22 protein-coding genes are annotated in these 22,327 nt (G+C 72.1%); 19 read left to right on the top strand and 3 right to left on the bottom strand.

Annotation, left to right across the window (positions count from 1 at the left end; all coding sequences use genetic code 11):
- The first annotated feature begins 83 nt into the window (after window positions 1-83).
- From EJF31_RS18325 to EJF31_RS18285, 8 genes are all read left to right on the top strand, one after another.
- Window positions 84-833 carry a DivIVA domain-containing protein gene (locus tag EJF31_RS18325; RefSeq protein ID WP_260430953.1) on the top strand — a complete coding sequence of 250 codons (750 nt, stop codon included), beginning with the start codon at window positions 84-86 and terminating at the stop codon, window positions 831-833.
- A gap of 189 nt (window positions 834-1,022) precedes the next feature.
- Window positions 1,023-1,904: a TraR/DksA C4-type zinc finger protein gene (locus tag EJF31_RS22430; RefSeq protein ID WP_185736343.1), complete on the top strand. Its 882-nt coding sequence runs from the start codon at window positions 1,023-1,025 to the stop codon at window positions 1,902-1,904.
- On the top strand, window positions 1,877-2,452 hold the full coding sequence (gene lspA, locus EJF31_RS18310; RefSeq protein ID WP_125038614.1) for a signal peptidase II: 576 nt from the start codon (window positions 1,877-1,879) through the stop codon (window positions 2,450-2,452). Before EJF31_RS22430 ends, lspA begins: the two co-directional genes overlap by 28 nt.
- The gene (locus EJF31_RS18305) at window positions 2,449-3,387 is read left to right on the top strand and encodes an RluA family pseudouridine synthase (RefSeq protein WP_125038613.1); all 939 of its coding nucleotides are present in this window, start codon (window positions 2,449-2,451) and stop codon (window positions 3,385-3,387) included. The genes lspA and EJF31_RS18305 overlap by 4 nt, the downstream gene beginning before the upstream one ends.
- A 9-nt stretch (window positions 3,388-3,396) precedes the next feature.
- On the top strand, window positions 3,397-4,101 hold the full coding sequence (locus EJF31_RS18300; RefSeq protein ID WP_125038612.1) for a GNAT family N-acetyltransferase: 705 nt from the start codon (window positions 3,397-3,399) through the stop codon (window positions 4,099-4,101).
- A gap of 188 nt (window positions 4,102-4,289) precedes the next feature.
- Window positions 4,290-7,841, top strand: coding sequence for a DNA polymerase III subunit alpha (gene dnaE, locus EJF31_RS18295; RefSeq protein ID WP_125038902.1), 3,552 nt, complete (start codon window positions 4,290-4,292; stop codon window positions 7,839-7,841).
- Complete coding sequence (locus EJF31_RS18290; RefSeq protein ID WP_125038611.1) at window positions 7,826-8,398, top strand: hypothetical protein; 573 nt, start codon at window positions 7,826-7,828, stop codon at window positions 8,396-8,398. The genes dnaE and EJF31_RS18290 overlap by 16 nt, the downstream gene beginning before the upstream one ends.
- Before the next feature lie 70 nt (window positions 8,399-8,468).
- Window positions 8,469-10,082, top strand: coding sequence for a DUF3352 domain-containing protein (locus EJF31_RS18285; RefSeq protein WP_125038610.1), 1,614 nt, complete (start codon window positions 8,469-8,471; stop codon window positions 10,080-10,082).
- Here the strand turns inward: EJF31_RS18285 and ybaK are convergent.
- Both ybaK and EJF31_RS18275 read right to left on the bottom strand, forming a co-directional pair.
- Window positions 10,069-10,557 carry a Cys-tRNA(Pro) deacylase gene (ybaK, locus tag EJF31_RS18280; RefSeq protein ID WP_125038609.1) on the bottom strand — a complete coding sequence of 163 codons (489 nt, stop codon included), beginning with the start codon at window positions 10,555-10,557 and terminating at the stop codon, window positions 10,069-10,071. The genes EJF31_RS18285 and ybaK overlap by 14 nt on opposite strands.
- A 7-nt stretch (window positions 10,558-10,564) precedes the next feature.
- Window positions 10,565-11,233, bottom strand: a complete 669-nt coding sequence (locus tag EJF31_RS18275) for an LON peptidase substrate-binding domain-containing protein (protein ID WP_125038608.1) — start codon at window positions 11,231-11,233, stop codon at window positions 10,565-10,567.
- Window positions 11,234-11,967: 734 nt separating this feature from the next.
- On the opposite strand from EJF31_RS18275, the gene hisD reads away from it, so the two are divergent.
- The 11 genes from hisD (at window position 11,968) to paaK (ending at window position 21,410) form a co-directional block, all read left to right on the top strand.
- Window positions 11,968-13,299 carry a histidinol dehydrogenase gene (hisD, locus tag EJF31_RS18270; RefSeq protein WP_125038607.1) on the top strand — a complete coding sequence of 444 codons (1,332 nt, stop codon included), beginning with the start codon at window positions 11,968-11,970 and terminating at the stop codon, window positions 13,297-13,299.
- A complete protein-coding gene (locus EJF31_RS18265) occupies window positions 13,296-14,396 on the top strand; it encodes a histidinol-phosphate transaminase (RefSeq protein ID WP_125038606.1) in 1,101 nt (366 codons plus the stop codon). Before hisD ends, EJF31_RS18265 begins: the two co-directional genes overlap by 4 nt.
- Window positions 14,393-15,001, top strand: coding sequence for an imidazoleglycerol-phosphate dehydratase HisB (gene hisB / locus EJF31_RS18260; protein ID WP_125038605.1), 609 nt, complete (start codon window positions 14,393-14,395; stop codon window positions 14,999-15,001). Before EJF31_RS18265 ends, hisB begins: the two co-directional genes overlap by 4 nt.
- Window positions 14,998-15,627: an imidazole glycerol phosphate synthase subunit HisH gene (gene hisH / locus EJF31_RS18255; protein ID WP_125038604.1), complete on the top strand. Its 630-nt coding sequence runs from the start codon at window positions 14,998-15,000 to the stop codon at window positions 15,625-15,627. Before hisB ends, hisH begins: the two co-directional genes overlap by 4 nt.
- The gene (locus EJF31_RS18250) at window positions 15,624-15,953 is read left to right on the top strand and encodes a hypothetical protein (protein ID WP_125038603.1); all 330 of its coding nucleotides are present in this window, start codon (window positions 15,624-15,626) and stop codon (window positions 15,951-15,953) included. Before hisH ends, EJF31_RS18250 begins: the two co-directional genes overlap by 4 nt.
- Before the next feature lie 11 nt (window positions 15,954-15,964).
- A complete protein-coding gene (priA, locus tag EJF31_RS18245) occupies window positions 15,965-16,696 on the top strand; it encodes a bifunctional 1-(5-phosphoribosyl)-5-((5-phosphoribosylamino)methylideneamino)imidazole-4-carboxamide isomerase/phosphoribosylanthranilate isomerase PriA (RefSeq protein WP_125038602.1) in 732 nt (243 codons plus the stop codon).
- Complete coding sequence (hisF, locus tag EJF31_RS18240) at window positions 16,693-17,472, top strand: imidazole glycerol phosphate synthase subunit HisF (RefSeq protein ID WP_125038601.1); 780 nt, start codon at window positions 16,693-16,695, stop codon at window positions 17,470-17,472. Before priA ends, hisF begins: the two co-directional genes overlap by 4 nt.
- Before the next feature lie 623 nt (window positions 17,473-18,095).
- Window positions 18,096-18,830, top strand: coding sequence for a dienelactone hydrolase family protein (locus tag EJF31_RS18235; protein ID WP_125038600.1), 735 nt, complete (start codon window positions 18,096-18,098; stop codon window positions 18,828-18,830).
- Window positions 18,831-18,891: 61 nt separating this feature from the next.
- Window positions 18,892-19,680, top strand: a complete 789-nt coding sequence (locus tag EJF31_RS18230; protein WP_125038599.1) for a sigma-70 family RNA polymerase sigma factor — start codon at window positions 18,892-18,894, stop codon at window positions 19,678-19,680.
- Between the two features lie 36 nt (window positions 19,681-19,716).
- Window positions 19,717-20,145: a hydroxyphenylacetyl-CoA thioesterase PaaI gene (paaI, locus tag EJF31_RS18225; RefSeq protein WP_260430952.1), complete on the top strand. Its 429-nt coding sequence runs from the start codon at window positions 19,717-19,719 to the stop codon at window positions 20,143-20,145.
- On the top strand, window positions 20,145-21,410 hold the full coding sequence (gene paaK / locus EJF31_RS18220; protein WP_125038598.1) for a phenylacetate--CoA ligase PaaK: 1,266 nt from the start codon (window positions 20,145-20,147) through the stop codon (window positions 21,408-21,410). The genes paaI and paaK overlap by 1 nt, the downstream gene beginning before the upstream one ends.
- Here the strand turns inward: paaK and EJF31_RS18215 are convergent, their stop codons facing one another.
- The gene (locus tag EJF31_RS18215) at window positions 21,411-22,289 is read right to left on the bottom strand and encodes a crotonase/enoyl-CoA hydratase family protein (protein ID WP_125038597.1); all 879 of its coding nucleotides are present in this window, start codon (window positions 22,287-22,289) and stop codon (window positions 21,411-21,413) included. It lies immediately after the preceding gene.
- Between the last annotated feature and the right edge of the window lie 38 nt (window positions 22,290-22,327).

The raw sequence follows: 22,327 nt of genomic DNA, 5'->3' as shown, positions 1-22,327 counted from the left end.
CGCCGTGAGTAACCCCTGCCTCTGGGCAGGCGCTATTGTTCGACCGACAGTAACTTTTGACGATCTATTGAATGGGTGAGGTCATGCCGCTGACGCCTGAGGACGTGAGCAACAAGCGCTTTACTCCGGTCCGGCTCCGCGAGGGCTACGACATGGGGGAGGTCGACCAGTTCCTCGATGAGGTGGAGGCCGAGCTGGCGCGGCTCACGAAGGAGAACGACGACCTCAGGTCGAAGTTGTCCTCGGCCCAGGGTGGTGCCCCGGTCGTCACCGAGAAGGCACCCGAGCCCGCGAAGGTCGAGACCAAGGCTCCCGAGCCCGTCCCCGCCCCGACGCCGGCGCCGGCCCCCGTCGTCGCTGCGAGCCCCGTCGAGACGATCCGCGTCGAGACGGTCCCGCAGGCGTCCAACGCCGCGGCCCGCCTGCTCGAGATCGCCACGCGCAACGCGGACGAGCTCGTCGAGGAGGCCAAGAACGACGCCGACAAGATCGTCGGCGAGGCCCGCACCAAGGCCGAGCGCCTGGAGGCCGAGTCCAAGAACAAGGCCGACCGCCTCGAGGCCGACGCCCGCACCCGCTCGCAGATGCTCGACAGCGAGACCGCGGAGCGCCGCCAGCAGATGTTCGGCGACCTGGAGAAGGAGCGCGACAAGCTCTCCGCCGAGGTGGAGAACCTCCGCTCCTTCGAGCGCGAGTACCGCTCCCGCCTGAAGAGCTACTTCAGTCAGCAGCTCGAGGCGCTCAACGGCTCCTCCGAGACCGCCGCCCCCTCGAGCGACGAGCAGCACGCGCCCAAGCGCCTGCGTTCGATCCTCGGCGAGGACGAGGGCTGAGCGTCCCTCTCCGGAGGACGCACGACACGATCACCGGCACGGCCGGCCCCACCGGGGTCGGCCGTTCGGTGTCTCTCGGCGGGTCGCGCGCGGTGTGCCTACTTTGAGACGCTCCCCGCGAGCGCTACCCTCCCTCCACACTGTGGCTCCCGCCACACGTGGCCCGGCCCGAGGAGGCCTTGAGTTCCCATGGCAAGCACCACTCGTACGTCGCTCGCCGGCCAGGCCGCCAAGGCGGCCCGCAAGGTGATCTCGCGACGCTCCGCCAAGACCGCCGAGGCCCCGGCCGCACCGGCCAAGAAGGCCCCCGCCAAGAAGGCTCCGCCCGCGAAGAAGGCCGCCCCGGCCGCCAAGAAGGCGGCTCCCGCCAAGAAGGCTGCGCCAGTCGCGAAGAAGGCGGCCCCGGCCAAGAAGGCCGCGCCCGTCGCGAAGAAGGCGGCCCCGGCCAAGAAGGCCGCGCCCGTCGCGAAGAAGGCGGCCCTGGCCAAGAAGGCCGCTCCGGCGAAGAAGGCTGCGCCGGCCGGGAAGAAGGCCGCTCCGGCCAAGAAGGCCGCGCCCGTCGCGAAGAAGGCGGCTCCCGCCACGAAGGCTGCGCCCGTCGCCAGGACGGCTGCGGCCAAGAAGACTGCTCCCACGAAGGCCGCAGCGGCCAAGGCGTCGACCAGGAAGGCCCCGATGAGTGCACTGGTGGTCAAGGAGGGCGAAGGTGCCTGGACGAAGGCCGAGCTCAAGGAGGTCCTCGACGAGCTCCACGAGCAGCAGACCCACAGCGCCGGCCTGATCGAGAAGCAGGAGTCGGAGCTCACCGGGCTCATGCGCGACGCCGGCGACGGCGCCGGCCACGACCAGGCCGACATGGGGGCGACCAGCTTCGAGCGCGACCACGAGCTGACCGTGCTCAGCAACGAGCGCGACAAGCTGGCCCAGATCGAGCGGGCCCTGCAGCGCATCGAGGACGGCACCTACGGCGTGTGCGAGTCGTGCGGCAACCCCATCGGCAAGATGCGGCTCATGGCGTTCCCGCGTGCCACACTGTGCATGACATGCAAGCAGCGCGAGGAACGTCGCTGAGCGACGCCACCACCACCCCCCACCCGTCCAGCAGCACCGGCCCCGGTGCGCGCCTGACCGGGCTGTTCGCGGTCGTCGCACTCGCGGCGTACGCCCTCGACCTGGGCAGCAAGCTGCTCGCCGTCGACAAGCTGACCGGCCACCCCGACGTCCCGGTGGTGGGCAACCTGCTGGTCCTGCACCTGACCCGCAACCCCGGTGCCGCGTTCAGCACCGGCACCAGTTACACCGTCGCGCTGACGTGCGTGGCGATCGTGGCGGTCCTCGTCGTGCTGGCGCTCTCCCGCAAGGTCGGCAGCGTCGGCTGGGCGATCGCGCTGGGCCTGCTGCTCGCCGGGGTCTCGGGCAACCTGACCGACCGGATCTTCCGGTCGCCGGGCCCGCTGCGCGGCCATGTCATCGACTTCCTGATGCTCCCGCACTGGCCGGTCTTCAACGTCGCCGACATGTGCATCAACGTCGCCGCCGGGCTGATCCTGCTGCAGGCCTTCCGCGGGATCCGGATCAACGGCACCCGCACGTCCCCCTCGCAGGAGCCGGGGGAGTGACCGCGGGAGCAGACCACCGGGTCCTGTCCGTCCCCGAGGGCCTGGCGGGCGAGCGTGTCGACGCCGCCCTGGCCCGGATGTTCGGACTGTCGCGGACCCGCGCGGCCGAGCTGATCGCCAGCGGTCACGTGCTGGTCGACGGCTCGGGCGTCGGCAAGAGCGACCGGGTGATGCCGGGCGCCACCCTCGACGTCACGATCCCGTCGCTGCTCGACCCGCTCGAGGTCGTCCCCCAGATCGTCGAGGGCATCAAGATCATCCACGACGACGACTCCATCGTGGTGATCGACAAGCCGGTCGGCGTCGCCGTCCACCCCTCGCCCGGCTGGAGCGGCCCGACGGTCGTCGGCCACCTGGTCGCCGCCGGGTTCCGGATCGCCACCAGTGGCGCCTCCGAGCGCCAGGGCATCGTGCAGCGGCTCGACGTCGGCACGTCCGGCGTCATGGTGATCACCAAGTCCGAGCACGGCTACTCCCTGCTCAAGAACGCCTTCCGCAACCGCACGGTCGACAAGACCTACCACGCGCTGGTGCAGGGCCACCCCGACCCGTTCGAGGGCACCGTCGACGCCCCGATCGGCCGGCACCCCAAGCACGACTACAAGTTCGCGGTGATGGCCGACGGGCGCCACAGCGTCACGCACTACTCCACCCTCGAGGCGCACCGCTTCGCCTCGCTGCTGGAGATCCACCTCGAGACCGGCCGCACCCACCAGATCCGGGTGCACATGTCGGCGCTCAAGCACCCCTGCGTCGGCGACATCACCTACGGCGCGGACCCCACGCTCGCGCGCCGGGTCGGCCTCGAGCGGCAGTGGCTCCACGCCGTACGCCTCGGCTTCCTGCACCCCGACAGCGGCGACTACGTCGAGTACGAGTCCACCTACCCCGACGACCTCGCGCACGCCCTCGAGGTCGTCCGCGACGCCCACTGAGGGCCGCTGATGTCTGACCTGCAGCTGCGCCCCGCCGGCGTCGAGGACCTCGAGGCCGTTCTCGCGGTCAACCTGGCCAGCCGCGCCGGTGCCGAGCGCAGCGGCGCGATGCCGCCGGGCATCCACGACGACCTCGACGTACGCCGGTGGGTGCTGTCGTGGGACCTCTCCCAGCAGGACGTCTGGCTGGCCGAGCTCGACGGCCGCCCCGTGGGCTACGCCCGCGCGACCGCCACCTGGCTCGACGACCTGTACGTCGTGCCCGACGCCGCCGGACACGGCGTCGGGGGAGCACTGCTCGACCTGGTCAAGGGGCTCCGTCCCGCCGGCTTCTGCCTCTGGGTCTTCGAGAGCAACACCCCCGCCCGCGCCTTCTACGAGCACCGCGGCCTGGTCGCCCTCGAGCGCACCGACGGCGAGGGCAACGAGGAGAAGTCGCCGGACATCAAGATGGCCTGGCCGGGGGAGCAGCCCCTCAGCTTCTTCCGCGGCCTCATCGACGAGGTCGACGAGCAGCTCGGCGACCTCCTCGCCCGCCGTGCCGCCCTGACCCGGGCCGTCCAGCCCCACAAGACCGACCCCGGCCGCGACCCCGCGCGTGAGCGCGCGATCGCCGAGGCCCTGGCACTGCGCGCCCCCGCCCTCGGCCCCGACCGCCTCGCCCGGATCGTGTCCACGATCATCACCGAGAGCCTCGACGCAGCCGGAGACTGATCGACTCGGCGCAACCGCCGCGGCGCTCCGCGACTGTCGGCGGTGGGTGCCACCATCGTCCCGACGGTTCGCGTAGGCTGACGTCCTTCCCCAGGATCGCCGCCATGCCTCCGGCCGTGGCCGATGCTGCACGCCCCAACGCACCACCACACGCACCACCAGACGACCTCGAGGAGCCCCACGCGACGATGGCCACCGGTGCCCAGGACTCCTTCGTCCATCTCCACGTGCACACCGAGTACTCCATGCTCGACGGTGCCGCCCGCCTCGGCGCGCTGACCGGCCGTGCCGCCGAGCTCGGGATGCCCGCGGTCGCGATGACCGACCACGGCAACGTCTTCGGCGCCTACGAGTTCTACAAGAAAGCCAAGGCGGCCGGGGTCAAGCCGATCGTCGGCATCGAGGCCTACTTCGCGCCCAACATCTCCCGCTTCGAGCGCAAGGGCGTCAACTTCTACGACGGCGGTCCCGACGACGTCTCGGCCCGCGGTGCCTACACCCACATGACGCTGCTCTCGGAGACGACCGAGGGCATGCACAACCTCTTCCGGCTCTCCACCGGCGCCTGGCGCGACGGCTTCTTCAAGCACCCCCGCATGGACCGCGACCTGCTCCAGCAGCACGGCAAGGGCATCATCGGCACGACCGGCTGCCCCTCGGGCGAGGTGCAGGTCCACCTCCGCTACGGCCAGTACGACGCCGCCCGCAAGGCCGCGGGCGACTTCCAGGACATCCTCGGCCGGGACAACTACTTCCTCGAGCTGATGGACCACGGCCTCGACATCGAGCGGCGGGTCCGCGACGGCCTGCTCAAGCTGTCCAAGGACCTCAACATCCCGCTGCTGGCGACCAACGACTCCCACTACGTCAACCGCGAGGACGCCCCGTCCCAGGAGCACCTGCTCTGCATCAACTCCGGCAGCACGATGGACATCCCCGCCGGTGACGGCCCGGGCCAGCGGTTCGCCTTCAGCGGCGACGGCTACTACCTCAAGTCCGCGGCCGAGATGCGCGAGCTGTGGCGCGACTTCCCCGAGGCCTGCGACAACACCCTGCTGATCGCCGAGCGGTGCGACGTCTCCTTCACCGAGGGCAACGGCACCTTCATGCCGCGCTTCCCCTGCCCGCCGGGGGAGAACGAGGACTCCTGGCTGGTCAAGGAGGTCGAGAAGGGGCTGCACTTCCGCTACCCCGCCGGCATCCCCGAGAAGGTCCGCAAGCAGGCCGACTTCGAGGTCGGCGTCATCACCCAGATGGGCTTCCCGGGCTACTTCCTCGTCGTCGCCGACTTCATCAACTGGGCCAAGGACAACGGCATCCGCGTGGGTCCGGGCCGTGGCTCCGGTGCGGGCTCGATGGTCGCCTACGCCATGCGGATCACCGACCTCGACCCGCTCGAGCACGGCCTGATCTTCGAGCGCTTCCTCAACCCCGACCGCGTCTCGATGCCCGACTTCGACATCGACTTCGACGAGCGTCGGCGCGGCGAGGTGATCCGCTACGTCACCGAGAAGTACGGCGACGACCGGGTCTCGATGATCGTCACCTACGGCACCATCAAGGCCAAGCAGGCTGTCAAGGACTCCTCCCGGATCCTGGGCTACCCCTTCGCCATGGGCGACCGGATCACCAAGGCCATGCCCGCGGCAGTGATGGGCAAGGACGTCCCGCTCCAGGAGATCTTCGACCCCCAGCACAAGCGGTTCGGCGAGGGCGGCGAGTTCCGCCAGCTCTACGACTCCGACAACGACGTCAAGCGCGTCGTCGACACCGCCATCGGCATCGAGGGCCTCAAGCGCCAGTGGGGCGTGCACGCGGCCGGCGTCATCATGTCCAGCGAGCCGCTGCTCGACATCATCCCGATGCTCAAGCGGCCCGCCGACGGCGTGATGATCACGCAGTTCGACTACCCGACCTGCGAGACCCTCGGCCTGATCAAGATGGACTTCCTGGGGCTGCGCAACCTCACCGTCCTCGACGACGCCGTCAAGAACATCCAGGCCAACCGCGGAGAGACGGTCGTCCTCGAGGAGCTCACGCTCGACGACGAGGCGACCTACAAGCTCCTCCAGCGCGGCGACACCCTGGGCGTCTTCCAGCTCGACGGCGGCCCGATGCGGGCGCTGCTGCGCTCCATGCGCCCTGACACCTTCGAGGACATCTCGGCCGTCGGCGCGCTCTACCGCCCCGGCCCGATGGGTGCCGACTCCCACAACAAGTACGCCCGCCGCAAGACCGGCCGCGAGCCGGTCGAGGCGATCCACCCCGAGCTGGCCGAGCCGCTCTCGGAGATCCTCGGCGAGACCTACGGCCTGATCGTCTACCAGGAGCAGGTCATGGCCATCGCGCAGAAGCTCGCGGGCTACACCCTGGGCCAGGCCGACATCCTGCGTCGCGCCATGGGCAAGAAGAAGAAGGAGGAGCTGGACAAGCAGTTCGCCGGCTTCTCCGCGGGCATGACCGAGCGCGGCTACTCCATGCACGCCGTGAAGACGCTGTGGGAGATCCTGCTCCCGTTCTCCGACTACGCCTTCAACAAGGCCCACTCGGCGGCCTACGGCCTCGTGTCCTACTGGACCGCCTACCTCAAGGCCAACTACCCGGCCGAGTACATGGCGGCGCTGCTCACCTCGGTCCGCGACGACAAGGACAAATCGGCGATCTACCTCAACGAGTGCCGCCGGATGAAGATCCAGGTGCTCCCGCCCGACGTCAACGAGTCGTCCGCCAACTTCACCCCGGTCGGCAACGACGTGCGCTTCGGCCTGACCGCGATCCGCAACGTCGGCGGCAACGTCGTCGACGGCATAGTCTCGGGCCGCGAGGAGAAGGGCCGCTACGTCGACTTCAACGACTTCATGGAGAAGGTCCCCGCCCACGTCTGCAACAAGCGGGTGATCGAGTCGCTGGTCAAGGCCGGCGCGTTCGACGACATGAAGCACAAGCGCCGGGCGCTGGTCGCGATCCACGAGACGGCCGTCGACCAGTACGTCGACATCAAGCGCAACGAGGCGATCGGCCAGGACTCCCTCTTCGGGGGCCTCGACGACGACGCCGGCGGCGGGTTCGGCATCTCGGTGACCATCCCCGAGATCGACGAGTGGGACAAGACGACGCTGCTCGGCCACGAGCGCGACATGCTCGGTCTCTATGTCTCCGACCACCCGTTGCTCGGGCTGGAGCACGTGCTGTCCAACGGCACCGACTGCACCATCGGCCAGCTCATGCTCGACGAGGAGCGCGCCGACGGCTCGCCGATCACGATCAGCGGCCTGGTCACCTCGGTGCAGCGCAAGATCACCAAGCGCGGCGACGCGTGGGGGATGGTCACCCTCGAGGACCTCGACGGCGCGATCGACGTGCTGCTCTTCCCGAGCTCGTGGCAGCTGGCCGGCCACCTGGTGGCCGAGGACGCCATCATCACGGTCAAGGGCCGCCTCTCGCGGAGCAAGGACCAGCCCGAGATCATGGGCCAGGAGGTCACGCTCCCCGACATCTCCGAGGGGCCGTCGGGGCCGGTCGTCATCAGCCTGCCCTCGACCCGGTGCACCGGTCCGGTGGTCGAGCAGCTGCGTGACGTGCTCGGCTCCCACCCCGGCATGACCGAGGTGCAGCTGCGGCTGCTGACCCGCAGCTCGACGACCGTCATGCGGCTGGACGATAGGCTCAGGGTGACCCCGAGTTCCGCGCTCTTCGCAGACCTGAAGCACCTCCTGGGACCTGGATGCCTGACCAGCTGACCGTGACCACACCACCGCCCGCCGCTCCCGTGGACGCCCCGCCCGTGTGGCGGGGCGTCGTCGTGCGGCTGGTGGTGCAGGTCCTCGGCATCATTGCGGCCTTCGCGGTGACCGGAGCCCTCGCCGGCGTGGTGTGGCAGTGGATCTGGTCGCCGCCGACCGGCGTGGTGGTTCACCACCAGTGGCTCCAGGACGAGGCCGGCCTGCGTGGGGACTTCTCCGGCACCGGCACCTACGTCGCGGTCGCCGTCGTGGCCGGCTTCGTCTCGGCCCTGCTGGTCGGCATCCTCTTCGACCGCTACGAGGTGCTGACCCTCGTGGTCGTGCTCGGGGCCTCGGTCCTCGCGGGCGTGCTGATGCACCGCGTGGGGAGCCACTTCGGTCCCGCCGACCCGGTCGCCCTCGCCCGCACGGCCAAGGACGGCACCAAGCTGCCCGGCACCCTCACCGTCTCCGGGGACAGCCCCTACCGCGCCTTCCCGGGCGGCGCTGTGGCCGGTCTCCTGGTGGTCTTCTTCGGTCTCACCCGACGCCGCCGACACCGCCCCGGGGCCTGAGGTTCACCGCTAGGATCTGGGCCCATCGACCAGTGCGGGCTCGGCGTCCGCTCGACGACGGGGGTCCGCCATGTCCAGCACGCTTCCGCCCGACGGGCCCTCGGGTCCCGGCACTCCCGAGTACCTCCAGCAGGGTTCCGACGCCCAGGGCCCGGGCCGTCGTCCGGCCGGGCGCACCGCGCTCGTCGCCGGCGGTGCCGTTGCGGGCCTGCTCGTGGTCGCGGGCGGCATCTGGGCCGCCACCTCGTTCTTCTCCAGTGGCCCCCAGCCGGCCGAGGCCCTGCCCGCCTCCACCATCGGCTACGCCTCGATCGACCTGGATCCCTCGGGTTCCCAGAAGATCGAGGCGGTGAAGATGCTGCGGAAGTTCCCGGCGTTCACCGACCACGTGGACCTCGGCATCAAGGACGACATCCGTCGGGCCATCTTCGACGAGATCCAGAAGCAGTCGCCCTGCGAGGGCCTCGACTACGACGACGACATCGAGCCTTGGATCGGTGACCGGGCGGCGGTGGCCGCCGTCGACCTCGGCGAGGACCAGCCGAGCCCGGTCTTCGTGCTCCAGGTCAGCGACGCCGACGCGGCCGATGCGGCGCTGAAGAAGATCCAGGCCTGCACGACCGACAGCAGCACCGGCGACACCGCGGGTGCCGGCGGCTGGTCGATCGACGGCGACTGGGCCGTGGTGGCCGAGACCGACGACCTCGCCCAGCAGGTCGCGGACGAGGCGGCCAAGGCCTCGCTGGCCGACGACAAGGACTACCAGCACTGGATGGACGAGGTCGGCGACACCGGCATCGTCAACCTGTACGCCGCCCCCGCGGCAGGCAGCTACCTCGCCGACAACCTGGGCGGCGGCTTCGGACCGATGGGCGGCACCGCGCCGTCCGAGGCGACCGGCGCTCTCAAGAACTTCAAGGGGATGGCCGCGACGCTGCGCTTCGACGCTGGTGCGCTGGAGTTCGAGGTCGCCGGCGACCCGGGCGTCGACCAGGGGCAGTTCCTCGGCGGCGACCAGGGCGACGACGCGATCGCGAGCCTGCCCGAGGACACGGCCGCGGCGATCGGTGCCTCGTTCGGCAAGGGCTGGTTCTCCGGCATCGCGGACCAGCTGGCGGCCTACTCCGGCAGCGACATGACTGCGCAGGAGTTCCTCGACGACATGTCCCAGCAGTCCGGTCTCGACCTGCCCGACGACGTGGAGACGCTCGTGGGCGACTCGATCGCCGTCTCGATCGGCAGCGACTTCGACCCCGAGACGTTCTTCAACTCCACCAACGGCGACGGTGTGCCGGTCGCGGCCAAGGTCAAGGGCGACCCGTCCGCGATCGAGGCCGTGCTCGCCAAGCTGCAGGGCCAGATGGGCACCCAGGAGGGCGCCTTCGTCGGGTCGGACAGCGACGGCGACTGGATCGCGATCGGTCCCGACGCCGACTACCGGAAGCAGGTGCTCGACGGGGGCAGCCTGGGCGACTCGGCGGTCTTCAAGGACGTCGTCCCCGATGCCGGCAAGGCCTCGCTGATCTTCTTCGTCAACTTCGACGCGGGCGACGGCTGGCTGGTCAAGGCCGTCGGCGACGACCAGCAGACGGCCGACAACCTCGAGCCGCTCGGTGGCCTGGGCATGAGCGCCTGGCGAGACGGCGACACCTCGCACGCGGTGCTGCGCCTCACCACCGACTGATCGCGGCCACCGTCGCGGACGTCACCGACACCAGGTCGGCCGGCGAGAGCCCCACGTCGAGGCCACGCCGCCCGGCCGACACGTAGACGACCGCGTGGTCGAGCGCGGTCGCGTCGACCACGGTCGGGTGCGCCCGCTTCTGGCCGAGGGGAGAGATGCCCCCGACGACGTACCCGGTGGCGCGCTCGGCCGCTGCCTTGTCGGCCATCTCGGCCCTGCTGCCGCCCAGGGCCCGGGCCAGCGCCTTGAGGTCCAGCTGCGCCGACACCGGGACGATCCCGACCGCGAGGCGTTGATCGACGGTGGCCAGCAGGGTCTTGAAGACGCAGGCGGGGTCGAGCCCCAGCGCCTCGGCCGCCTCGAGACCGTAGGACTGGACCCGCGGGTCGTGCGCGTAGTCGTGCAGGGTGAACGCGACGCCGGCCCGCGTGAGGGCGACGGTGGCCGGGGTGCCGCCGGAGGACTTCTTCGCCATGGGCGTCCTAGTTGGGGGACCACCGCGTGCGGGCCACCTCGGTGGCCGGCAGCGACGGGATGACGTTCATCGCGCGGAGCTCCGAGCGGAGCAGGTCGGTGACCATCACCAGCCGCAGCGAGGCGTCCTCGGCCTCGAGCAGCGCCTGGCGCTCCGACATGGGCAGCGGAGCGACCGCCGCCAGCGTCCAGGAGAGGTACGTCGGGTCCTTGGGCAGGCTGCCGGTGTAGGGGTCGCTGCGGATGTCGGTCAGCGCCGCCCGGTAGGCGGTGAACGTGGCGCGCGCCCGCTCGAGGATCTCCTCGGCGACCGGGAGGTACTCCGGCTCGGGCCGGGGGAGGACGTGCCCGACCGGGAACGTGCCCGTCGTGTCCAGGCGCTCCAGCTCGATCCGCTCCAGCCCGACCGCGACGATGTCGAAGGTCCCGTCCGCGTGCGACTCGACCTCCGTCAGCTGGACCTTGCAGCCCACCCGGAACAACGACTGCGCCCCGTGGTCGCCGACCTCGTAGCCCTCGCGGATCCCGACCGACCCGAAGATCCGCTCGGCCGGGTCGTCGACGCGCAGCAGGTGGTGCACCATCGCGCGATAGCGGTCCTCGAAGACCGTCAGCGGCACACTGACCCCCGGGAACAGCACCGCGTTGAGCGGGAACATCGGGAGAGTCGTGCTCACACGACCAACCTAGGCGATCGCGCCAGCTTCGCTGGCGCGGCTCGCTTGTCGCCCGCGTCGCGGGCGGGTTCCGCTGCGCGGGGCTTGCTCCCCCGGGACAGTCTCGGCGCGGGGTGGTGGGGCCGGACGGTCGCTCCCACGCCGACGACGCGAGTCCCTATGCTCGCCGCGTCGCTCGCCACGGCGTGGTTTCCTGCCGGGCCGCCGCTGGGCGGCGCCGCGCCTCCCTTTGACGGGACCTCGCATCGTCGCCGCGTGCGCGCCCGCCCGTCCCCACGGCTCGCCGCCCGGCTCCCGGGCGGGCGGGGATCAAGGTTCGGTCGACCACCCGGTCCGCGCTGCCGCAAGCCATACGACATTCCGCGTCAGCCCAAGACGGGTCAGCTGGCGACCCTTGTTCCCCCGCCCGCCCGGTGGCCGGGAAGCAGCCGGGACGGTGGGGCGCGGACGGGGACCCCACGCACGGCGCGTAAAAGTCGTGCGTGGCGCCGCCCCAGCGGACCGCAACCCACGGCGGGCGCCGGGGGCGGCGACGCGTCCGACCCTGCGACGTGCGTGGGGTCCACGGGAGCGTCCCGCCGGCCCAGCCGGGTGGAGGAACCCCCGGGGAGGCAGCCCCGCGCAGCGGCAACCCGCCCGCGAAGCGGGCGACACCCAGAGAAACCGCGCCAGCGGCGAAGTCCATGGGCCGTCACCGGTTCGGGCGCGGCGAGCCGCGTCCGTAGAATCAGGGCATGATTCGCCGGATCGACCTGCGTGGAGCCGCCGCCGAGGGCGCGGCTCCCGTCGACTACCGCGCCGCCGTGCCGCGCGCCGAGTTCGACGTCGAGGCCGCGACCCATGCCGTCCTCCCGATCATCGAGGCGGTCCGCACGCGCGGGCTCGACGCGATCCGCGAGCTGACCGAGAAGTTCGACGGCGTCGTCGTCGAGGACATCCGTGTGCCGCAGTCCGCGCTCGACTCCGCCCTCGCGGAGCTCGACCCGGCGATCCGCGCCGGCCTCGAGGAGTCGGTCCGCCGGCTCCGGGCCACGTGCGCGGCCGAGCTCGAGCACGACGTCACCACGGAGCTGGGCGTCGGCGCCCGGGTGACCCACCGCAAGGTGCCCGTCGACCGGGTCGGCCTCTACGTCCCCGGCGGCCTCGCGCCGCTGGTCTCCAGCGTGCTCATGAACGTCGTCCCCGCCCAGACCGCGGGGGTCACCTCGATCGCGCTGGCCTCACCTCCCCAGAAGGCGTTCGGGGGGCTGCCGCACCCGACGATCCTGGCTGCGTGCGCGCTGCTCGGTGTCGAGGAGGTCTACGCCGTGGGCGGTGCCCAGTCGATCGCGATGTTCGCGCTCGGCACCGGACCGTGCCGTCGGGTCGACCTGGTCACGGGGCCGGGCAACATCTACACCGTCACGGCCAAGCGGCTGCTCAAGGGGGAGGTCGGCATCGACTCCGAGGCCGGCCCTACCGAGATCGCGATCCTGGCCGACGACAGCGCCGACGCGTCGTACGTCGCCGCCGACCTGGTCAGCCAGGCCGAGCACGACCCGCTGGCCGGCGCCGTGCTCGTCACGCCCTCCGAGCGGCTGGCGGGCGAGGTCGAGGCCGAGCTGGACAAGCAGGTCTTCGCGACCAAGCACACCGACCGGATCACCACCGCCCTGTCCGGCGCGCAGTCGGGCATCGTCCTGGTCGACGACCTCGAGCAGGGCCTCGACGTGGTCAACGCCTATGCCGCCGAGCACCTCGAGATCCACACCGAGGACGCCGCCGCCTGGGCGGCCCGGGTCCGCAACGCGGGCGCGATCTTCGTCGGTCCGCACGCGCCGGTGTCGCTGGGTGACTACTGCGCCGGGTCCAACCACGTCCTGCCCACCGGGGGCTGCGCCTGCCACTCCTCGGGGCTGTCGGTGCGCGCGTTCACCAAGTCGGTGCACGTCGTGGACTACTCCCGCGAGGCCCTGGCCGAGGTGGCCGACCACGTCGTCACCCTCGCCGAGGCCGAGGACCTGCCCGGCCACGGTGCCGCGGTCCGCGTGCGGTTCCCCTCGGTCGACCCTGCCGAGACGTCATGACCGACTTCCCGCCGCTCCGCGAGGAGCTGCGCGGCCTGGCGCCCTACGGCGCCCCGCAGCTCGACCTGCCCGTGCAGCTCAACGTCAACGAGAACCCCTACGGCCCCTCGCCGGCCTGCGTCGCGGACATCGCGACCGCGGTCGCCGAGGCCGCGGGGTCGCTCAACCGCTACCCCGACCGCGAGTTCACCGAGCTCCGGACCGCGCTGGCCGGTTACCTCTCCCGCGACACCCCGCACGGCATCGCCCCCGAGCAGGTGTGGGCCGCCAACGGCTCCAACGAGGTCATGCTCCAGCTGCTCCAGGCGTTCGGCGGCCCGGGGCGCACGGCGCTGAGCTTCGCCCCGACGTACTCCATGTATCCCGAGTACGCCCGGGACACGATGACCGAGTGGGTCACCGGGCACCGCGAGAGCGACTTCTCGCTCGACCTCGACAAGGCGCACGCGCTGGTCGAGGAGGTCCGGCCGAGCGTCGTGCTGCTCCCGTCGCCGAACAACCCGACGGGCACGGCCCTGCCGCCCGAGGCGGTGGCCGGCCTGTGCGAGGCGGTCGGCGACGGCGGCGTCCTGGTCGTCGACGAGGCGTACGGCGAGTTCCGCCGCAGCGGCACCCCCAGCGCCCTCGAGCTGCTGCCGGAGCACCGCAACCTGGTCGTCTCGCGCACGATGTCCAAGGCGTTCGCGCTGGCCGGCGCCCGGCTCGGCTACCTCGCCGCGGCCCCGGAGATCTGCGACGCGATCCGCGTCGTACGCCTGCCCTACCACCTCTCCGCCGTCACCCAGGCGGTCGCGCTCGCGGCCCTGCGGCACGCCCCCGAGCTGCTCGGCCGGGTCGACGACCTGCGCACCGAGCGGGACGCGACGGTGGCCTGGCTGCGCGAGCAGGGGCACACCGTCGCCGACAGCGACGCCAACTTCGCGTTGTTCGGGACGTTCGCGGACCGTCATGCTGTCTGGCAGGGTCTGGTCGACCGGGGTGTGCTGATCCGCGAGGTCGGCCCCGACGGCTGGCTCCGCGTCTCGATCGGCACCCCCGCGGAGATGACCGCGTTCAAGCAGGCACTCACAGCAGTCACGGAAGAGGGACTCACATGAGCAGGACCGCCCGCCTCGAGCGGCAGACCAGCGAGTCGAAGGTGCTCGTCGAGGTCGACCTGGACGGCTCCGGCCGCCACGACATCTCGACCGGTGTCGGCTTCTACGACCACATGCTCACCGCCTTCGCCCGGCACGCGCTGCTCGACCTGACGGTGCAGACCGAGGGCGACCTGCACATCGACGCGCACCACACCGTCGAGGACACCGCGATCGTGCTCGGCCAGGCGCTGCGCGAGGCGCTCGGCGACAAGGTCGGGATCCGCCGCTTCGGCGACGCGACCGTGCCGCTCGACGAGGCGCTCGTCCAGGCCGTCGTCGACGTCTCGGGCCGCCCCTACTGCGTGCACACGGGGGAGCCCGAGGGCCAGCAGTACGTCGTCCTCGGCGGCTCCACGAACGGTTACCTGGGCTCGCTGACCCGCCACGTCTTCGAGACGCTGGCCTTCCACGCCCACATCGCCCTGCACGTGCGCGTCCTGGCCGGCCGCGAGCCGCACCACATCGTGGAGACGCAGTTCAAGGCGTTCGCCCGGGCGTTCCGCGACGCGGTCGCGCTCGACCCGCGCGAGACCGGCATCCCCTCGACCAAGGGCGCGCTCTGAGCACGGTCGCCGTCCTGGACTACGGCTCGGGCAACCTCCGCTCGGCCGTCCGCGCGGTCGAGCGCGCCGGCGCCACGGCCGTGCTGACCTCGGACTTCCAGACCTGCCTGGACGCCGACGGCCTGCTCGTGCCGGGCGTCGGGGCCTACGCCGCGTGCATGGCCGGGCTGCGTGCCATCAAGGGGGACCGGCTGATCGGCCGCCGCCTCGCCGGCGGACGCCCGGTGCTCGGCATCTGCGTCGGGATGCAGGTGCTCTTCGAGCGCGGGGTCGAGCACGGCGTGGAGACCGAGGGCTGCGACGAGTGGCCCGGCGTCGTGGAGCGCCTCCAGGCCCCCGTCGTGCCCCACATGGGCTGGAACACCGTCGAGGTCCCGGAGGGGTCGACCCTGTTCGCGGGCGTCGAGGGCGAGCGCTTCTACTTCGTGCACTCCTACGGCGTCCGCGACTGGACCCTGGTCACCAACGACCGCACCCGCGCACCACTGGTGACCTGGGCCGAGCACGGTGGCGACCGCTTCGTCGCCGCCGTCGAGAACGGCCCGCTCACGGCCACCCAGTTCCACCCGGAGAAGTCCGGGGACGCCGGCGCGGCCCTGCTCCGCAACTGGGTGCAGACACTGTGAGCAAGGAGCGCGCCCGCCGCCGCGAGGAGCGCGAGCGGGAGGCCGCTGTGCTCGCCGCCGCCCGGGCGGCCGAGGCCGAGCGGCGTGAGCGTCGCGACGCGCGACGCGCCGTCCTGACCTCCCGGCTGCCCCGGCGCCGCCCCCGGCAGACCGGCATCCTCGCCCAGCGCCGCCGGCGCCAGACCGGCGCGACGATCGCCCTGTTGCTGCTGTTCAACATCGTGGTCTGGCTGTTCGTCCCCGAGTGGTCGGCCCGCGTCGGTGCGCTGATCGTCTCGATCCTGGCCGCCCCCGTCCTGTACACCATGCTGTTCCGCCGCACCTAGGAAGAAGCGCCATGTCCTACCTCCAGCTCCTCCCCGCCGTCGACATCACCGAGGGCCGTGCCGTCCAGCTCGCCCAGGGCGTCGCCGGCTCCGAGCGCGTGTACGGCGACCCCGTGGCCGCCGCCCGCCGGTGGCAGGACGCCGGCGCCGAGTGGCTGCACCTGGTCGACCTCGACGCGGCGTTCGGCCGCGGCACCAACCGCGAGCTGCAGGCCGAGATCGTCGGCGCCCTCGACATCCAGGTCGAGATGAGCGGCGGCATCCGCGACGACGAGTCCCTCGCGGCCGCGCTGGCCACCGGCTGCCGTCGCGTCAACATCGGCACCGCCGCGCTCGAGCAGCCGGAGTGGTGCGCCAAGGTGATCGCCGAGCACGGCGACCGGATCGCGATCGGGCTCGACGTACGCGGTCGCACCCTCGCCGCCCGCGGCTGGACCCAGGAGGGCGGCGACCTCTACGAGACGCTGGCCCGCCTCGACGCCGAGGGCTGCGCGCGCTACGTCGTCACCGACGTCAACAAGGACGGCATGCTCGCCGGCCCCAACCTCCAGCTGCTGCGCGACGTCTGCGCGGTGACCTCCGCGCCGGTCATCGCCTCGGGCGGCGTCACCACCCTCGACGACATCCGCGCCCTGATGGAGCTGGTGCCCGAGGGCGTCGAAGGCGCGATCGCCGGCACGGCGCTCTACGAGGGTCGCTTCACCCTCGAGGACGCGCTGGCCCTCACCAAGGGCACCGCATGAGCCTCGCCGTCCGCGTGATCCCGTGCCTCGACGTCGACGCAGGCCGGGTCGTCAAGGGCATCAACTTCAAGGAGCTCCGCGACGCCGGTGACCCGGTCGAGCTGGCCCGCACCTACGACGCCGAGGGCGCCGACGAGCTGACCTTCCTCGACATCTCGGCCTCCCACGAGGGACGGGCCACCACGATGGAGATCGTCTCCCGCACCGCCGAGGAGGTCTTCATCCCGCTGACCGTCGGCGGGGGAGTGTCCTCGGTCCAGGACGTCGACCGGCTGCTGCGCGCGGGCGCCGACAAGGTCGCCATCAACACCGCGGCGATCCGGCGTCCCGAGCTGGTCGCCGAGATCGCCGACCGGTTCGGCAACCAGGTCCTGGTGCTGTCCGTGGATGCCCGCCGGGTCGCGGCAGGCTCGACCACCGGCATGACCGACTCCGGCTTCGAGGTCACGACCCACGGCGGCCGCGAGTCCGCCGGCCTCGACGCCATCGAGTGGGCCGTCCGCGCGACCGAGCTGGGGGCGGGCGAGATCCTGCTCAACGCGATGGACGCCGACGGCACCCAGGACGGCTTCGACCTCGACCTGATCCGCGCCGTCCGCCGCGAGGTCACCATCCCGGTCATCGCCTCGGGCGGCGCCGGCCGCGCCGAGCACTTCGCCCCGGCCGTCGACGCCGGAGCAGACGCAGTGCTCGCAGCCACCGTCTTCCACTTCGGCACGCTCCGGATCGCGGACGTGAAGTCAGCACTCGCCTCAGCGGGGTATCCGGTTCGCTGAAGGGTGGCGCCCGCTTCGCGGATTGCCGCTGCGCGGGGCTGCCTTCCCGGGACAGTCTCGGCGCGGGGTGGTGGGGCCGGACGGTCGCTCCCACGTCGACGATGCGAGTCCCTATGCTCGCCGCGTCGCCGCCACGGCGTGGTTTCCTGCCGGGCCGCCGCTGGGCGGCGCCGCGCCTCCCTTTGACGGGACCTCGCATCGTCGCCGCGTGCGCGCCCGCCCGTCCCCACGGCTCGCCGCCCGGCTCCCGGGCGGGCGGGGAACAAGGGTCGGTCGACCACCGTGGCTGCGCTGCCGCAAGCCAGGGGACATGCCGCGTCAGCCCGGACCGGGTGGTCGACCGACTTCTTTACCCCCGGCTGCCCGGGGCTCGGGAAGCAACCCGGGACGGTGGGGCGGGCACGCGGGCCCGACGCGCGGCGCATAAAAGGCGTGCGCGGCGCCGCGCGGCGGCCCGGAAGGAAACCGCCTGGACGGCGACGCGTCCGCCCAAGCGCCGTGCTCGGGTCCGGGGGACCGCCCCGCCGGCCCTGCCCTGCTGGAGAGCGCCCCGGGGAGCAAGCCCCGCGCAGCGGCACCCCGCCCGCGCAGCGGGCGACACCCGCCCCGTTAAGTTGAACCGCATGGGACACACGATCGAGATCGAGACCCCCGCCGGCCCCGCCGAGGCCTACCTGACGCGGCCCGACGATGCCCCGCATCCGGGTGTCCTCTTCTACATCGACGCGATCGGGCTCCGGCCGCGGATCGAGGAGATGGCGGACCGGATCGCGTCGTGGGGGTATGTCGTGCTCGCGCCCAACGTCTTCCATCGTGACGGTCGCGCCGCCGAGCTCGCCCCCACCACCGACCTGACCGTGCCGGCGAACCGCGAGAAGTTCTTCGAGGGCGTGATGCCCCGGGTGCGGGGGTTGACTCCCGACCTCTCCGACCCCGACGCGCTGCTCTGGCTCGACGCGCTCGCCGAGCACGCCACGGGGCCGTTCGGGGCGACCGGCTACTGCATGGGTGGACGGCTGGCGACCCGGACGGCCGGCCTCGCGGGGGAGCGGGTCGCCGCGGTCGGTGGCTTCCACGGCGGCGGGCTCGTCACCGAGGGACCCGACAGTCCGCACCGGCTGCTCGCGGACGCCCGGGCCGAGTTCGTCTACGGCCACGCCGACCAGGACCGGTCGATGCCGCCCGAGGCGGTCGCGGCCCTCGGTGCCGCGCTGACGGAAGCGGGGCTCACGCACACCAACGAGGTGTACGCCGGGGCGAGTCACGGCTACACGATGGCCGACACCGCGCCGTACGACGAGGCGGCGACGGAGCGGCACTTCGAGGCGCTCCGGGCGCTCTTCGACCGGACTCTGTGAGCGGGGCCCGTCACCCGCGCGGGTGAGCCGCTCCAGACCAGTCCGTGCGAGTGTCGGGAGCGTGACCCTCTCTGTGGCCGAACGGCCCCTCACCGCCCAAGAACGGCGGCGGGTCGAGACCACGCGGCTCCTCGTCGAGGCCCGCGCGGCCGAGGGGGACGCCCGCGCAGACCTCGAGGACCAGGCGATCCGGCTCAACATGGAGGTCGCCACCGAGATCGCGCGGCGCTACCACGGCCGGGGCATCGCCAATGATGACCTCGACCAGGTGGCCTACCTCGGGCTGACCAAGGCGGTCCGCGGCTTCGACCCCACCAAGGGGACCGACTTCCTCAGCTTCGCCGTGCCGACGATGCGCGGCGAGATCCGGCGTTACTTCCGCGACTTCGGCTGGACGATCCGGCCGCCCCGGTCGGTCCAGGAGCTCCAGCCGCGCCTGACGGCCGCCGAGGCGGAGCTGATCCAGCAGCTCGGCCGGTCGCCGCGGCCCTCCGAGCTCGCCGCCCACCTCGGCGTCGACCTCGAGCTGGTCCTCGACGCGTTGAGCGCCAACGGCTGCTTCACCCCCCTGTCGCTGGACGCTCCGTCGCCCAGCGGTGACGGCGACCCCACCGACCGGCTGGGCGGGCCCGACGCCGCGTTCGGCGGTGCCGAGGCCCGCGTCGCGCTGCTCCCGCTGCTGCGCGACCTGAGCCCGCGAGAGCGCCGGATCCTCGAGCTCCGCTTCGGCAGCGGCCTCACGCAGGCCGAGATCGGCGCGCAGATCGGCGTCACCCAGATGCAGGTCTCCCGGCTCCTGGCCCGGGTGCTGGCCAAGCTCCGCGAGGGCCTCGAGCCCGACGCGGCGTGACGCGTCCTCCAGCCCCTCCGACGCTAACCTGACCGCGTGACCCCGCAGGAGATCGCGCGCGCCAGCGCCGAGGCCATGTGGTCCGGCGACCGGGCCAGCCAGTCCCTCGGCATGGTCGTGGACGACGTCGGCCCCGGCACCGCCACGCTGCGGATGACCGTGCGTCCCGACATGGTCAACGGCCACGACATCGGGCACGGCGGGCTGACCTTCAGCCTGGCCGACTCGGCGTTCGCCTTCGCCTGCAACTCCTACAACCGGGTCACCGTCGCCGCGGGCGCCGAGATCCGCTTCCGGGCGCCCACCCATCTCGGTGACGTGCTCGTCGCCCGCGCCGTCGAGCGCGAGCGGGAGGGTCGTGACGGCACGTACGACGTGACCGTGACCGCCGGCGACACCGTCATCGCGACGTTCGTGGGGCGCTCCCGGGAGATCGGCGGCGCCTTCGCAGGAGGGGAGGCCTGATGGCCGGCGAGGTCCCGGACCTGGACCGGGCGGCCCTGGAGGCGCTCCAGCTCGAGCGGCTGCGCGACACCCTCCGCCGCGCGCAGGCCCACGTCCCGTACTACCGGCGGGCCTTCGAGGACGCCGGCGTCACCCCCGACGACCTGCACACCCTCGCCGACCTCGCGCGGTTCCCGTTCACCACCAAGGCGGACCTGCGCGACAACTACCCGTTCGGGATGTTCGCGGTGCCGCGCGGTCAGGTCGCCCGCGTGCACGCCAGCAGCGGCACGACCGGCAAGCCGACCGTCGTCGGCTACACCGCCGAGGACATCGACACGTGGGCCGAGGTGATGGCCCGGTCGATCCGCGCCGCCGGAGGCCGGCCGGGGGACCTCGTGCACGTCGCCTACGGCTACGGGCTCTTCACCGGCGGGCTCGGCGCCCACTATGGCGCCGAGCGGCTCGGCTGCACCGTGGTCCCCGTCAGCGGCGGCATGACCGAGCGGCAGGTGCAGCTCATCCTGGACTTCGCGCCCCGCGTGATCATGGTGACGCCGTCGTACTTCCTGGCGATCCTCGACGAGATGGAGGCCCAGGGCGTCGACCCCCGCACCACCTCGCTCGAGGTCGGCATCTTCGGCGCGGAGCCGTGGACCGACGAGATGCGGCGGGCCGTCGAGGCGCGCTCGGGGATCCGCGCGGTCGACATCTACGGGCTCTCGGAGGTGATGGGCCCGGGCGTCTCGCAGGAGGCGTGGGAGACCCAGGACGGGCTGCACGTCTGGGAGGACCACTTCCTGCCCGAGGTCATCGACCCGGTGACCCTCGAGGTGCTGCCCGACGGCGAGGAGGGCGAGCTCGTCTTCACCTCGCTGACCAAGCAGGCGATGCCCGTCATCCGCTACCGCACCCGCGACCTGACCCGGCTGCTGCCCGGCACGGCCTTCCCGGCGTTCCGGCGGATGCAGAAGGTCACCGGCCGCACCGACGACATGATGATCGTCCGCGGCGTCAACGTCTTCCCCAGCCAGGTCGAGGAGCAGATCCTCGCCGTCGAGGGGCTCACCCCGCACTACGTCTGCGTGCTGACCCGCCCTGGCAACCTCGACGAGCTGACCGTGCAGGTCGAGGCGGCGGCCCCGTTGCACGACGCTGCGCTGGGCGACGTGCTCGCCCGGCGCATCAAGGACCGCATCGGGGTGACCGCGCGCGTCGAGGTGCTGGCCCCGCACGCGCTCGAGCGGTCGCTCGGCAAGGCCCGGCGGATCCGGGACGAGCGGTGATCAGCCGGGGAAGATCTCCGGCAGCTCGGACGCCTTGCCCGTGAAGGCGGGGGTGCGCTTCTCCAGGAAGGCCGCCACGCCCTCCTTCCCGTCGCCGATCGAGGTCCAGTACATCGCCAGCGAGTCGGACAGGTGCGCCTCGAGCGGGTCGGCGACGGCACCGTTGCGGTAGATCAGCTGCTTGGCCAGCGCCAGCGCGACGGGGGACCGGTCGACGACGAACTTCCGGGCCAGCTCCAGGGCGGCGGGCAGCAGGTCGTCGGGCTCGTGGACCGAGCGGACCAGCCGCCCGGCGTGTGCCTCCTCGGCGGTGAGGATGTCCGCGGCGTACACCCACTCCAGCGCCTGCTGGACCCCCACGATCCGCGGCAGGAACCACGACGAGCAGGCCTCGGGCACGATGCCGAGCCGGCCGAAGACGAAGCCGATCCGGGCCTTGGTCGACGCGAGCCGCAGGTCCATGGCGAGCGTCATCGTGGCGCCGATGCCGACGGCCGGGCCGTTGATCGCGGCGATGACAGGCTTGGGGAGCGCGTGGATCGCGAGCGTCACGCGGCCCCCGGTGTCGCGCACGCCGTCGTGGTACGGCGCCTCCGTGAGGTGCTCGCGCAGCTCGGCCGGCGTCGGCCGCACCGACTCGTCGAGCCCGAAGACGTTGCCCTCGGCGGAGAGGTCCATGCCGGCGCAGAACGCGCGCCCGGACCCGGTCACGACGACCGCCCGGACGTCGTCGTCCCGGGCATCGGTCAGGAACACCTGCTCGAGCTCGCGCGCCATCGTCACGTTGAAGGCGTTGAGCGCGTCCGGACGGCTCAGCGTGAGGGTCGCGATGCCGTCGGGGTCGACGGACCAGTCGAGGGTCTCGTAGGCGGGGCTCATCCGGGGTCCCTGTCCGAAGCGGAACGAAGTGAGCATTC

The sequence above is a fragment of the Nocardioides sp. LS1 genome (assembly GCF_003865225.1).
Taxonomy (GTDB): Bacteria; Actinomycetota; Actinomycetes; order Propionibacteriales; family Nocardioidaceae; genus Nocardioides; species Nocardioides ginsengisegetis.
This window is presented reverse-complemented; position numbering and strand designations above follow the sequence as displayed.

Excerpts from the sequence above, each read along its gene's own strand:
- EJF31_RS18325 (WP_260430953.1), top strand. The coding sequence starts at position 84 with ATGCCGCTGACGCCTGAGGACGTGAGCAACAAGCGCTTTACTCCGGTC.
- EJF31_RS22430 (WP_185736343.1), top strand. The coding sequence starts at position 1,023 with ATGGCAAGCACCACTCGTACGTCGCTCGCCGGCCAGGCCGCCAAGGCG.
- lspA (WP_125038614.1), top strand. The coding sequence starts at position 1,877 with ATGCAAGCAGCGCGAGGAACGTCGCTGAGCGACGCCACCACCACCCCC.
- EJF31_RS18300 (WP_125038612.1), top strand. The coding sequence starts at position 3,397 with ATGTCTGACCTGCAGCTGCGCCCCGCCGGCGTCGAGGACCTCGAGGCC.
- dnaE (WP_125038902.1), top strand. The coding sequence starts at position 4,290 with ATGGCCACCGGTGCCCAGGACTCCTTCGTCCATCTCCACGTGCACACC.
- EJF31_RS18290 (WP_125038611.1), top strand. The coding sequence starts at position 7,826 with ATGCCTGACCAGCTGACCGTGACCACACCACCGCCCGCCGCTCCCGTG.
- EJF31_RS18285 (WP_125038610.1), top strand. The coding sequence starts at position 8,469 with ATGTCCAGCACGCTTCCGCCCGACGGGCCCTCGGGTCCCGGCACTCCC.
- ybaK (WP_125038609.1), bottom strand. The coding sequence starts at position 10,557 with ATGGCGAAGAAGTCCTCCGGCGGCACCCCGGCCACCGTCGCCCTCACG.
- hisD (WP_125038607.1), top strand. The coding sequence starts at position 11,968 with ATGATTCGCCGGATCGACCTGCGTGGAGCCGCCGCCGAGGGCGCGGCT.
- EJF31_RS18265 (WP_125038606.1), top strand. The coding sequence starts at position 13,296 with ATGACCGACTTCCCGCCGCTCCGCGAGGAGCTGCGCGGCCTGGCGCCC.
- hisB (WP_125038605.1), top strand. The coding sequence starts at position 14,393 with ATGAGCAGGACCGCCCGCCTCGAGCGGCAGACCAGCGAGTCGAAGGTG.
- priA (WP_125038602.1), top strand. The coding sequence starts at position 15,965 with ATGTCCTACCTCCAGCTCCTCCCCGCCGTCGACATCACCGAGGGCCGT.
- hisF (WP_125038601.1), top strand. The coding sequence starts at position 16,693 with ATGAGCCTCGCCGTCCGCGTGATCCCGTGCCTCGACGTCGACGCAGGC.
- EJF31_RS18235 (WP_125038600.1), top strand. The coding sequence starts at position 18,096 with ATGGGACACACGATCGAGATCGAGACCCCCGCCGGCCCCGCCGAGGCC.
- paaK (WP_125038598.1), top strand. The coding sequence starts at position 20,145 with ATGGCCGGCGAGGTCCCGGACCTGGACCGGGCGGCCCTGGAGGCGCTC.
- EJF31_RS18215 (WP_125038597.1), bottom strand. The coding sequence starts at position 22,289 with ATGAGCCCCGCCTACGAGACCCTCGACTGGTCCGTCGACCCCGACGGC.